This is a genomic window from Helicobacter sp. WB40 (assembly GCF_027859275.1).
Taxonomy (GTDB): domain Bacteria; phylum Campylobacterota; class Campylobacteria; order Campylobacterales; family Helicobacteraceae; genus Helicobacter_D; species Helicobacter_D ibis.
The window spans coordinates 1-12,166 of sequence record NZ_JAQHXS010000015.1; the positions used below are offsets into that span (position 1 = coordinate 1).

Sequence of the window (12,166 nt, forward strand, 5' to 3'; positions counted from 1 at the left end):
TTTATGTATTTAAAGAATGAAAGTAGACCTTGTTGGATAAATTGCAATGGAGTTAGCATACGAGATATTATGAAATATAATAGAATTATACTAGCTAAGCTTGTAAAAACAACGATGGCAGATTGTATGTAGGCTATTCTTTCTACTGGTTCTTCTACTTCATCAATACTTTCAGATATACAAGTTGTATAGTTATTGTATCTTGAACAAACAACAAACCTTTCACTACCATCAGACCTTACATAATTGAATGGTTCTAAATCTTTTAATGTCTTACTAATTTCGCCAATTCTTTTTATATCATTAAGATATCTATCAGCATTGCTTCCGCCAGTAATCAGACTTCTATCTTGTGAGGCAAAAACTTGTGCATTTTCATCAAAAGCAAAAATTCTAGCTGGGATGCTATCAAATTGTTTTTGTAGATCTTCTACCAAAACATCAACAGCAACAACAGCTAACAACTTTCCACCTCTATACACTGGAGCAGAAAAAGCCATGGCTGGCATTTTTGTAATAGAATCCTCATATATTGGGGAAACATAAACATCACCGCTTGCTACTGCACCCTTATACCATGCTCTAGTAGTAAAATTATATTCTGTACCGGGACCCCCAAAAAACCTAGTCGGCACCCCATTTTTATGAGTTTCTGAATCGCTAATTAATAAGCTTCCATCTTCAAAGGCTATATATAAAGCAAGTGCGTTAAAGCCAACTTTGTAGGCTTTTATTTCTCCACTAAAATACTCCTTTAATGCTTCCTTTGAGTTAACTTTGTATTCTGGCATAGTCTCTAAGTCTTTTTTAACATTTCTAATGAAGTTAATATTGTTATTACTAAAATTTTCCATAGTTGCTCTAGCGACAGATACAGAATTTATTTCAGCATGGACAACCTCTTTATATATGGCTTCCTTGACAAATATAAAAGTTACTACACCTAACGATAAAAGGCAAAGTATAGATATTAAATTAGCTATCAAGGAAATTTTTAATTTCACACTATTCATAAAAGCCTCCTAAAATCTAGTATTATTTTTTGAGTTGTGAGTAAAAATGAAGCCGAAATTTTATCTACAAGAATATGATAAATGAATTAAATATATAAATTTTATTTAATTTCAAAATTCAATATTACTTTTAGTATCATCATAGGAATATTAAACTAGCGGATACGATTGCATTATAATTATAGATTATCAATTTTAGATATTTTATTCATTTTAAAATGTTTTGGATACAATTTGAAGCTCATATTAATTTTTTAAGGTTTTCTAACTTGGAAGCAGTTGTCAATAATCTTATAAATATACACATAGCATTATCCATATTGTTATTTATACCGCCTCTTATAAACTTGTATGCACTTTTTTTAAAAAAATCACATACAAAAAAATTAAAATACCTAGCAATAATAGCCCCTGGATATTATGCACTCTTATCAGCTAGCATATTTAGCGGGCTTGTTGTTTGGGCGATGCTCACATTTGTGATGTCTTTTAAGATTCTTGCTATGGTTTTTGCTTGGATTGTTATATTGGTGCTTGAAATAAAAAGACATAAAAGGCAAAAATTAATCAAAGTAGAAGCAAATAGTGGCATTAGAGAATATTTTTTTAAAATGGCAAAAATAAAATACATAGCAGATATATGCTTTTTTTGTCTTTTGAGTGTAATATAATGCAATTTTTAATACATGAAGAATCTGGGAATGAAATTATAAATCTAAGTGGAGATTCATATAATCACATATTTAAATCTAGAAGAACCAAGCAATCACAGATTATAAACTTAAGAAATCTAAAGGATTTAAATCTCTATTCTTATGAAATTATAAATATAGATAGAAAAAGTGCAACACTAAGGTTAAAAAATACAACACATATACCACTCCATAACAAGCCAATAGGACATATAATACTAGCAATCATCGATATAAAAGAAATAGAAAAAATACTCCCATTTTTAAATGAAATAAATATAAAAAAATTGACACTTTTCTATGCAGATTTTTCGCAAAAAAGCTTCACCATAAATAATCAAAGATTTCAAAAAATACTACATGCTTCATCAGAACAATGCGGAAGAATCACAACTTTAGAAATAGAAATATTAAATAATTTACAAGAAGTATTAAGTTTGTATAATAATTTAGTAGTGCTTGATTTTAATGGAGAAGAACTTGGACTTTTAAGCTCAACAGATTCTCTGCTTATAGGCTGTGAAGGTGGATTTAGCGATAAAGAAAGAAAAATGCTAAGAGATAAAAAAATATATAGTATAAAAAATGCAAACATACTAAAAGCTCAAAGTGCAACAATGTATGGTGCATCTAGATTTATGAGGTAATTATGGCAAATAAAAAAGCATTTACAATGTTGGAGTTAGTATTTATTTTGGTGATTTTAGGAATCTTAGCAGCGGTTGGAATTCCTAAAATTTCTGCTAGTAGAGATGACGCAAAGCTAGTTTCATTAAAAAGTGATATAAATACTCTTAAGACATCATTTCCTGCATATTTCTTATCACAAGGCAAGGGAAGCTTTGAATCTGCAATTACCCTAAGCTCACAAAACTGGGATATAAGCCCATTTAATATAAAAACCAAACTACAAAACAACAACGCTCCATGCATTATAGCTAAGCTAATGAAAGATGAAGCGATAGAGACAGCAAGTGAAAATGAAATAAAATTCCTAGAAATTACAACTACAGGCACAAAGAATGAAAATGGCAATATTTGTGAAAAATTACTATATCAAATTGGGCTTACTTCATCATCCTCGATAAAAATACCTCTCTTAAGTGGCTCAATTGTCTTTTAAGAGTGCTTTTAGTCTGCTTGAATTAGTGCTTACATTGCTTCTTTTAGGCATTTTATTATCGTTTGGGATTCCAAATATTTTTAATTACAATAAAAGTGTGTGCAATAAAGCATTACAACTACAAATCTTGAATCTAAAAATAGCATTAAAAAATGAACTAAAAACAAACCAAACAATAAACATAGAATCTCTATACAAGCACCTAGATATGTCTAAATCTTCTTGTTATTTTGAAAAGCAAAAAGGTGGATTTATTGGAATAAATGAAGATAAAAAGGTATTTTTCAAATTAAAAAATAATATCTTAGAATGCGAACACACTAAAAGCTCAAAACTACATAATGGCGAATCTTTTTGTGATATATTCTAGTAAATGATAAAAATTATTATTTATGTTATACTTCTTTTAAAACATTTGGAGATATAATGGAATTTAGTACATCGCAGATTTTATATGCAATTATTTTAACTTTATTTGCTGGACTTTCCACTGCCATTGGTGCAGTGATTGCATTTTTTGCTAGAAATGATAATTTAAGAATTCTATCCTTTGGGCTTGGATTTTCTGCTGGAGTTATGATTTATATTTCTTTTATGGAAATTTTGCCAACCGCCTTTAATGACTTTAAAGCAGTTTATGCCTATGGGGAGTTCTTGGCATTATTGTGCTTTTTTGGAGGAATCTTTGTAAGCGCCTTTATTGATAAATGTATCCCAGAGGACTTAAATCCACATGAACCAAAAGATGACTATTCAGAACTAAAAGTGTGCCCATTACCTAAAAAAGCACAAAAGCCACCAACATACCATCCCGGTGAAGTAATCAAAAAAATAGATTCAAAGTCCCTAAAACGCACAGGAATCTTTACGGCTTTTGCAATTGCAATACATAACTTCCCAGAAGGCTTTGCGACATTTATAAGCAGTATGGATAATCTATCGTTTGGAATAGTAATAGCAATTGCAGTTGCAATACACAATATCCCAGAGGGTATGGCTGTATCACTTCCTATATATCATGCAACAAACGATAAGAAAAAGGCATTTGTATATTCTGCACTATCTGGTTTGGCAGAACCACTTGGTGCTATTGTTGGAGCTTTGTTTATTTTACCATTTTTAAGCGAACTTACTTTGGCTATTACTTTTGCATTTATTGCGGGAATTATGGTGTTTATATCATTTGATGAATTGCTTCCTCAAGCACGAACTTATGATAAGGCGCACGATAGTTTGTATGGACTTATTATAGGTATGGGAGTCATGGGCATTTCATTGGTATTATTAAATATTTGATAGTTATACAGGAGAGAGTATGCTTAAGATATCTTTTGTTTTTATATTAGTTGGTGTTAGTTTTATTTTATATGGATATTTTGGTAGTGCAGAAGCAACCAAATATGCACAGACAAAACCATGTCTATATATTTCTGCTAGTTTGTTAAATGTAAGAGAGAAGCCTAGTTTGGATTCAAGCATAATCTCAAAGCTACCACAAAATCATAGAATATGCAATTATGAATATGAAAATGAATTTGTAAAAATAGAAAATGGATATATATCTGCCAAATATGTAAATATAAACAAAACACAACAAAGCACAATCAAACAAATATCCAAAAACGAAAATAAAAAATTTACACTAACTAGCACGAAAGATAATATAAGACAAAAGGCAGATGAATATTTTGCACTCAATGATTATGTAAGTGCAATGAATCTGGCACTAAAAGCAAATAAAGAAAATCCAAATAATAAAGATAGCTGGGAAATTTTTAGCAAAAGCATATATATGCAAGGAAATAAAGATGAAGCAATAAATGTACTAAAATTTTTTCTAGCTTACAACTATGATGAATCTTTGTATGAATTATTGGCAAAAATGGAGGAAGGCAATAGCCTACCTAGAGAATAAAAATCCAACACCAACTCTATCTATGGAGCGATTATAATCAATCAAGCTCTCTCCATAGCCACTAAAATATTGTATATATAAATAAAGATTCTTATAAATTGGATATGAATAATCAATGAGCACTGAACCTTTATTGTCACTCTTTAAGTTATTTCTTAATGTAAGAGAGACTGCGTGTTTGTGGTTAAATAAATATCCCAAAGTTAATTCTCCATATCCTAGATAATTTGTAATATCTGGATTATCATCTTTTGTGCTATCTTCTTTTATTCTATGCCAAGCTTTAAGGCTTAAAGCAAAATTCTCATAGCTATAAATACCTTGCACAAAGATTCTATCCCAACTCCTTGAATTAAGTGTGCCTCCACCATTACTTTGGTGTATGTATCCAAAAGCCAACTGATCAAAAAACAATGGATAGTTATCTATTGGATATGTCATAAACAAAGAAGGCTCATAATTGCTCTCTCTAAATGGACGAGAATTTTTACCATCATAAACACTCCAAAAACTCTGCTGTGTATATGCAAAATACAAATCAAGATTCTTAGCCAATAAGTCACTAAACAATAATTTCTTCACACTTATTTGAAATTTTGCTTCCTCGCCTTTATTGTGTGTTTGTTCTCTATTTATTGAGTAATTTACAGGAAGCAAGTAGTTGAATTTATAAGGTTCAAATCCTAAGATTCCACCCATGAATTTATTTCTTTCATACATTCCCTCATAAGCACTAAATTTTTGTTCTTTTTGTGTGCTTTTTATGCTATCTACCAAACTTGGCTCATTTTTAGTTTTTAACTTTGGATTTTGCAAAACAATAACAAAATGCCTATCATCATCAGGTAAATCAACCACAACTCTATTGCCTTGAGATTTATGAACAGAAATAACATTTTGAATATTCATACTTTCATCAAGAATTAGAAATTTAGCCCTTTCATTTTCCTCAAACTCTAAATACTCATACTTACTATTATCAAACTTGCTAATATCTGCAACTAAACCACATGCAATCAAGCACAAAAACACAATGTAACGCATATTTTCACTCAATTCTGAAATATGCATATTCTAGCATAATATTTGTCTATAATTGTGATTATGCTTTTGGCTAGTTTTATGCAATAATAAAGAAAAAATTTGGAGTATCAAATGTGTGGAATTGTGGGCTACATAGGAAATAATGAGAAAAAATCAATTTTAATAAATGGACTGAGAGAATTAGAATATAGAGGATATGATTCTGCTGGGATCTCTGTGTTGGCAGAAGGTAATTTAAATATTTTTAAAGCAGTCGGTAAAATAATTAATTTAGAAAGGAAATGCGAAAGCTTTAGTTCTAGCGGTTTTGGTGTTGGCATAGGACATACAAGATGGGCTACACATGGTAAGCCAACAGAAACAAATGCACACCCACACTTTGGTAAGTTTAGTAATGTAGTACATAATGGAATAATAGAAAATTATCAAAGCATAAAAGATATGCTAATTAAAAAAGGATATAATTTTATATCCCAAACAGATACCGAAGTAATAGTGCATTTATTTGAATCTATGCTTGAATCTTCTATAACTCCACTAGAGGCATTTACAAAAACCATAAACGAACTAAAAGGTGCTTATGCAATATTATTAATTACACAAAAAGCTCCAAATGAAATATTTTACGCCAAAAATGGATCGCCATTAATAATAGGAAAAGGGCAAGATGGAATCTATTTTTCATCATCTGATACACCTCTAATAGGACTAGCAACCGAAGTATGCTATCTTAAAGATGGTGATTTTGGTGTAATGGATTTAGATGGATTTGCAAAATTAGGAGATATAAAAGAATTAAGCGGAGATAAACTATCTTCTCAAAAAGATGGATTCACATTCTTTATGGAGAAAGAAATATACGAGCAACACAAAGTATTACTTGAGACAATGATGGGAAGAGTTGGAGATGATGGATTTTTTCTAGAAGAATTAAGCAACATAGACTTAAGCAATATAAAATCAATTAGACTATGTGCTTGTGGAACCAGCTATCATGCAGCTCTAGCTGGTAGCTACATGCTAGAAAGAATTGCAAAGATTAGCACCAAAGTTGAAATAGCAAGTGAGTTTCGCTACAAAGAGCCGATACTAGATGAAAATGAACTTTTTATTAGCATATCACAAAGTGGAGAAACTGCAGATACATTAGAGGCAGTCAAGTTAGCTAAAAAAGCTAAACTAAAAACTATTAGCATTTGCAATGTCGATAATAGCAGTATAGTAAGAGAGAGTGATGCAAGCCTATTAACTCGTGCAGGAATTGAAAAAGGAGTAGCGAGCACAAAAGCATTTGCTACACAAGTTATGGTTTTATGGATATTATCATGTTATTTAGCACAAAAGAGATTTTCTTTTGCAGAAGTAAAAGGGCAAGTGCAAATAATGCTAAATGCAATTAAATTAACAGAAGTAAATAAAAAAATGCACGAAAAGATAAAAAGACTTTCTAGGCGTTATTTACATGGACATGGATTTTTCTTTATAGGCAGGGACATTTTCTATCCTTTAGCATTAGAAGGAGCATTAAAACTAAAAGAAATAAGCTATCTTCATGCAGAAGGTTATCCTAGTGGGGAAATGAAGCATGGACCAATAGCTTTAGCTGATAGTGGATTATTTTGTGTTGCATTAATGCCAAAGAATCTAATGTATGACAAAATTAAAAGCAATGTAGAAGAGTTAAGTGCTAGAGATGCTATGATATGTGCTTTAAGTTCTGAATACTATGAAGGCTGTGATGATTGGATTGAGGTTTGTGATTCATCGCATTATATGGAAGAATTTTTCTCGATGATGATTGCATTGCAGATATTTGCACTAGAAATAGCTATAAGACTAGGAAATGATGTAGATATGCCAAGGAATCTAGCAAAAAGCGTAACTGTTGAATAATTAACCAAATATTTCATTTTTTTGGTATTATCAAACAAAGGAGATGAAATGAGAATAAACTTATTAATAATTTGTATTCTAACCATTTTTACGGTTGGTTGCTCCAAAAAGCAGCCCGAAACAAACAGAATAGAGGCAGCTAAAATCAATCCACTTGGGCGTTCATTTGGTGCATAGAATGATTCCGATCCGCTAAAGCTAGGGTCAAATCCAACACCTCCTATGAAATTAGAACCTGGCAATACTCTAAAAAATCCATATTTAATTAGTGGAAAAAATATTGTTCCGCAAACTCCACTTAATCCACCAAAAATTACCCAAAACCCAAATGCAAAAGGCGCAGTAAATGGACCGCAACCATTGCTTGGAAGTGATGGCAGATTAAACACCATGAAAGTATTTGAAAATAATGGTATAGAAAGCGAGTATGTAGGTATTATGGGTGCAGGAGGAGAGATATTAACCGTGTGGGCATTAGCTTCTGGGAATTGGATTTGGGGTTATACGCATATTAATAGCAAACCCTTTGGGAATGCGAGAATTTGGCGTGTAATTGAATATCCTAAAAATTTTGTAATGTTTAAAAATGTTCGCACTGGAAATTGTCTCACTGCTTATAGAAATGGTGTGGTGCATTATCCATGTGATCCTAGCAATCAAAGCCAGTTTTGGGAGTTAAAGCCTATGAATAATCAATCTATACAAATTAAAAATCTAGCAAACGGACAATGTTTGCAATCTCCTATTGGCAACCCTTTAGGAGATTTTTTCAAAGTCTTTGAGATTTTTACCACCACTTGCGTAAAGCCTGGTGTTAGCAATTTAGATCAACAATGGTATCTAGTTGCTCCAACTTTTGGCGCTAAAGCCATTATTATTGATAACTAGGAGGATAGAATGAGAAAAGTTATTTTATCTTTTGTTATATTTTTTAGCTTTGTTTATGCTGGGCTAGAGGACTTTAATACAGGCACTTGGAATCTACAAGGATCTTCAGCAGCAACAGAGAGCAAGTGGAATGTGAGTGTAAGGCAATTAATCACGGGTGATTCTCCGCTTGATGTATTAATGGTGCAAGAAGCTGGGGTTTTGCCACAAAGTGCGATGATGACAGAACGCGTGGTACAACCAGTAGGTGTTGGAATCCCAACCCATGAATATGAATGGAATCTAGGCACAGCCTCACGCCCTAAATCTGTGTGGATTTATTATTCACGCATTGATGTTGGTGCAAATCGCGTAAATGTTGCCATTGTGAGTAACAAAGAGCTGATGAGGTGTTTGTTATCCCACCACCCACAGTGGCTTCAAGACCTATTTTGGGAATCCGTATAGGAGATAGTGCATTTTTTAATGTCCATGCACTTGCTCGTGGTGGAAATGACGCGGGAGCACTTATTACAGCAGTGGATATGCAGATGAGAAATCAAGCAAATGTAAGGAACTGGATTATAGCAGGAGATTTTAATAGAGAGCCAAATATGATTACAAATCTAATCGACCCAGAACTTGCTAGTAGAATTACAATCGTCGCACAAAGTAGTGCCACTCAAGCAAGTGGTAGGGTGCTTGATTATGCAATCACTGGAAGCTCGAGAGGCACATATGTAGCCCCACCGCTTGCTGCAATATTAATTTTAGCTGGGCTTAGGACGCATTTGGCTTCTGATCATTTTCCAGTAAATTTTAGAAGATTCTAAAGGAGGTACTATGAAAAAACTAAAAATTTTATTTGCTTCATTTTTAGTAACTTTAAGTTTTAATCCACTTTTAGCAGATGATCCAGGTGAGTTAAGCGATTTTACACAAATTTTTACAATCCGCTCACTTGAAACAGGCATTAGTCTAAGTCCTTTTAGAGAGACTTCACAAAGACTCATTGATCAAAATTGGAAATTAAGAGAGATAGAACCAAATGATACTATTAAAGATAGGGATAGAAGATTAGCTAAAAGAGTTCCATTTGGCTATGTACAGTTTGTAAATCCTAGCAATGATGATATTTGTTTAGCAATTTTGGATAATGGGTTTTTTGGAGGTAAGTCTTGCTCACTAGATTTGCAAGATGGTACATTAGAGACCATTTTTTCTATTATGCCTACAAATACTGCAGCAATTCAAATTCGATCTTTAGTGCTTGATGCAAATGAATGTATCGTAACTTTCTACAATCCGAATGTCCCTATTGAAAATCGCTTTGGGATTAGGACTTGTACTATTGATGAGACACTTCCAGCAGACTTAAATGAGTTAATGTTTTTTGCACCACCGCTAATCGAGGCTAGTGTTCTAGAATAGCATTGTTTTGTAAAAGGATTCTATCTTTAGAATCCTTTGTTATATTGCTTATGGTAGATCTATTTTTAGAATCTTAGATTCTGCCATTTTTGGTATCCATAGATTTGTGCCATCACTAAACATATCAGCTGGACCTTTCATAAAATCAAGTTCCAATGTCCCAATCTTACCGCTCTTATCTATCCTATATACAACACCTTGCATATTATCTCCCCAATCACTCACAAGGAGATCCCCATTTTTTGCAAACACAACACCATCCAAAGCACCAAGTGGCTCACTAATTGGAAGCTGTGCTTTACTGCTTAAATCTATTGCTACTACACTGCCTTTTGTTTTTCCAGCTGGATCATAACCAACCACAATCAATCTATTATTATCTCTATCTAGCAATAATCCATTTGGACCACCATATTTGGAATCTAGTTTTGCAAAAGTATCATACTTTTCGTTTTTGATATCAACTATATGTATTATGCCTGTTCCAGTATCGCTAATTAACAATGTATTGTTATCCAATACTTCTATAGCATTCAAAAATACAGAATCTTTTATAGGCATACTCAATACTTCTTTTTTGCTATTTATATCAAAACCTTTAATGGTATCAATATCAACGATATAAAGCGCATCACCTATGCTATTCATACCTTTTGGGGCATTTAAATTAGAGATAAACTTTTTATCTAAAACTTTCCCTTTAGAATCTAATTTGCTTATAAATCCATCACCATCTTTTTCTAATGGTGCTAATTTTTCACCAACATTGCTAATAAATATATTTTGTCCACTTCCATATACACTCTCTGGACTAGCAAAACCTTCAAAATCTTTTGCCGATAATGATAATATAGATATGCTACTTATCAATGCAACAGATGAAATCAATAGACGAAAATAGTTATTCATTTAATTCCTTTAGAGTTAATATTTATTCTGAATTTATTCCAATATTATTCCACAAAATATCAATGTTTTATATTATTTTTAACAAAAACATAAATTTTTGGTTTCTAAAAATTGTGTTAGTGTCTTAAAAACTATAAAGACTATAACATAATATAACATATACATACTTTTAGATTTACCAATCAAAAGCATTATAAGAAACTATGTGTGGTTAAAATGCTTAAAGATATTAAGAATTCTATCTTTATCTAAAAGTTTCTCATCAATTCTAAATTTTTCTTGATCTGTTAATGCATGTAATATATCTTCTAATTTTACAACATTGATATTGTTTATAAATTTTCTATATTGTTTCATATATGGAAAATGATAATTTGTTAATTCTGTAATTTTTACTATTTTTTTCTTTATTACTATAGCTTCATATGAAGCTAAATTGTCATATTTATAAGCTTGTTCTTGTGGAATTTCGTTCCAATTAAAACTATCGCCTAATACTAAGGCTTCCCTAAAATGTATATCACTTGTTTTCTTTATTAACCAATGATCTACATCATCTTTTAAGAATAGCCCATTGTTTTGTTGTGCTACGTATATATTGTCATCAATTACTATAAAATCCATTCTAGAAATGCTTAATATTTCATTATCATCTTTAATTAAGTAGAAGCTCTTATATAATTTCTTAGCATCATATATGTGATCCATATCAATCTTTATAAACCACTCATTCTCTGGTATGTAGCTGAATACATAATTGTAATAATTATATAATTTATTTAAGTTTGTTTTTGGATTTTTAATATCTATTGTATGCGGATATTTAATAGGTATAAAGGATGGATATTGCTTACAAAACTTAATAATTATTTCTTCAGAGCCATCATTGCAATCATTGTAGCCAATAACTCCTCTTTGAATTGCAGGTAGTATACTTTTTAATGAACTTTCAAGCATCACTCTTTCATTTTTAACGCGAATAAAAGCCCAAGGATTAAGAGGAGAATAAGCATTTTTAGAATCTATATCAAAATCAAAGTATCCACTATGTCCAAAATTGTGATTGTTTTTTATAAAGTAATCATTATCCGTATCTTCTATTCTTTTCAATACATTAGAAGGTATATAAAGATTAACATGTTTAATAATACCTCCAATTTCACTAATATCCATTGAGTATGTCAAAAAATTACCTCTTCCACCTCAAGAAAAGACTCCTAGAATCTTTTCTTATTTACATCACTAATAATATCATCTGCAATTCTATTTACATTATTAG

The 12,166-nt window shown here is 31.4% G+C and carries 12 protein-coding genes and 2 pseudogenes; 10 read left to right on the forward strand and 4 right to left on the reverse strand.

Annotated features, from left to right (window positions below; all coding sequences use genetic code 11):
* On the reverse strand, positions 1-1,013 hold a 1,013-nt coding region (locus PF022_RS08540), incomplete at its 3' end, for a PDC sensor domain-containing protein (RefSeq protein WP_271023541.1).
* 269 nt (positions 1,014-1,282) lie between these two features.
* Here PF022_RS08540 and PF022_RS08545 point away from each other — a divergent pair.
* Genes PF022_RS08545 through PF022_RS08570 form a run of 6 tightly spaced genes read left to right on the forward strand, consistent with a single transcriptional unit; the run spans position 1,283 to position 4,743 of the window.
* Complete coding sequence (locus PF022_RS08545; RefSeq protein ID WP_271023542.1) at positions 1,283-1,684, forward strand: hypothetical protein; 402 nt, start codon at positions 1,283-1,285, stop codon at positions 1,682-1,684.
* Positions 1,684-2,352, forward strand: a complete 669-nt coding sequence (locus tag PF022_RS08550) for a 16S rRNA (uracil(1498)-N(3))-methyltransferase (protein ID WP_271022044.1) — start codon at positions 1,684-1,686, stop codon at positions 2,350-2,352. The genes PF022_RS08545 and PF022_RS08550 overlap by 1 nt, the downstream gene beginning before the upstream one ends.
* Positions 2,353-2,354: 2 nt before the next feature.
* A complete protein-coding gene (locus PF022_RS08555; protein ID WP_271022043.1) occupies positions 2,355-2,828 on the forward strand; it encodes a prepilin-type N-terminal cleavage/methylation domain-containing protein in 474 nt (157 codons plus the stop codon).
* Positions 2,809-3,198 carry a prepilin-type N-terminal cleavage/methylation domain-containing protein gene (locus PF022_RS08560; RefSeq protein ID WP_271023543.1) on the forward strand — a complete coding sequence of 130 codons (390 nt, stop codon included), beginning with the start codon at positions 2,809-2,811 and terminating at the stop codon, positions 3,196-3,198. Before PF022_RS08555 ends, PF022_RS08560 begins: the two co-directional genes overlap by 20 nt.
* 56 nt (positions 3,199-3,254) lie before the next feature.
* Entirely contained in the window at positions 3,255-4,124 is an 870-nt protein-coding gene (gene zupT, locus PF022_RS08565; protein ID WP_271023544.1) for a zinc transporter ZupT, read from the forward strand.
* 19 nt (positions 4,125-4,143) lie between these two features.
* Positions 4,144-4,743 (forward strand): SH3 domain-containing protein, encoded by a 600-nt coding sequence (locus PF022_RS08570; protein ID WP_271023546.1) that lies wholly within the window; start codon positions 4,144-4,146, stop codon positions 4,741-4,743.
* Here the strand turns inward: PF022_RS08570 and PF022_RS08575 are convergent.
* Positions 4,729-5,787, reverse strand: a complete 1,059-nt coding sequence (locus PF022_RS08575; RefSeq protein WP_271023548.1) for a phospholipase A — start codon at positions 5,785-5,787, stop codon at positions 4,729-4,731. The genes PF022_RS08570 and PF022_RS08575 overlap by 15 nt on opposite strands.
* Before the next feature lie 111 nt (positions 5,788-5,898).
* Between PF022_RS08575 and glmS the strand changes: the two genes are divergently transcribed.
* The 4 genes and pseudogenes from glmS to PF022_RS08600 all read left to right on the forward strand — a co-directional run bounded on the left by glmS (position 5,899) and on the right by PF022_RS08600 (position 9,978).
* Positions 5,899-7,680, forward strand: coding sequence for a glutamine--fructose-6-phosphate transaminase (isomerizing) (glmS, locus tag PF022_RS08580; protein ID WP_271022038.1), 1,782 nt, complete (start codon positions 5,899-5,901; stop codon positions 7,678-7,680).
* A gap of 48 nt (positions 7,681-7,728) precedes the next feature.
* Positions 7,729-8,568, forward strand: a pseudogene (locus PF022_RS08590) (RICIN domain-containing protein).
* A 9-nt stretch (positions 8,569-8,577) separates the two neighbouring features.
* Positions 8,578-9,380: pseudogene (locus tag PF022_RS08595) on the forward strand (cytolethal distending toxin subunit B family protein).
* Positions 9,381-9,390: 10 nt separating this feature from the next.
* Positions 9,391-9,978 carry a cytolethal distending toxin subunit A gene (locus PF022_RS08600; protein ID WP_271022035.1) on the forward strand — a complete coding sequence of 196 codons (588 nt, stop codon included), beginning with the start codon at positions 9,391-9,393 and terminating at the stop codon, positions 9,976-9,978.
* A 48-nt stretch (positions 9,979-10,026) separates the two neighbouring features.
* Here the strand turns inward: PF022_RS08600 and PF022_RS08605 are convergent, their stop codons facing one another.
* On the reverse strand, positions 10,027-10,887 hold the full coding sequence (locus PF022_RS08605; protein ID WP_271022034.1) for an ATP-binding protein: 861 nt from the start codon (positions 10,885-10,887) through the stop codon (positions 10,027-10,029).
* 201 nt (positions 10,888-11,088) lie between these two features.
* Positions 11,089-12,072: a beta-1,4-N-acetylgalactosaminyltransferase gene (locus PF022_RS08610; RefSeq protein WP_271023551.1), complete on the reverse strand. Its 984-nt coding sequence runs from the start codon at positions 12,070-12,072 to the stop codon at positions 11,089-11,091.
* Positions 12,073-12,166: the final 94 nt, after the last annotated feature.

Bases quoted from the DNA above. Each gene is read 5' to 3' on its own strand.
- PF022_RS08550 (WP_271022044.1), top strand. From the start codon at position 1,684: ATGCAATTTTTAATACATGAAGAATCTGGGAATGAAATTATAAATCTA.
- PF022_RS08555 (WP_271022043.1), top strand. From the start codon at position 2,355: ATGGCAAATAAAAAAGCATTTACAATGTTGGAGTTAGTATTTATTTTG.
- zupT (WP_271023544.1), top strand. From the start codon at position 3,255: ATGGAATTTAGTACATCGCAGATTTTATATGCAATTATTTTAACTTTA.
- PF022_RS08570 (WP_271023546.1), top strand. From the start codon at position 4,144: ATGCTTAAGATATCTTTTGTTTTTATATTAGTTGGTGTTAGTTTTATT.
- PF022_RS08575 (WP_271023548.1), bottom strand. From the start codon at position 5,787: ATGCGTTACATTGTGTTTTTGTGCTTGATTGCATGTGGTTTAGTTGCA.
- glmS (WP_271022038.1), top strand. From the start codon at position 5,899: ATGTGTGGAATTGTGGGCTACATAGGAAATAATGAGAAAAAATCAATT.
- PF022_RS08600 (WP_271022035.1), top strand. From the start codon at position 9,391: ATGAAAAAACTAAAAATTTTATTTGCTTCATTTTTAGTAACTTTAAGT.
- PF022_RS08605 (WP_271022034.1), bottom strand. From the start codon at position 10,887: ATGAATAACTATTTTCGTCTATTGATTTCATCTGTTGCATTGATAAGT.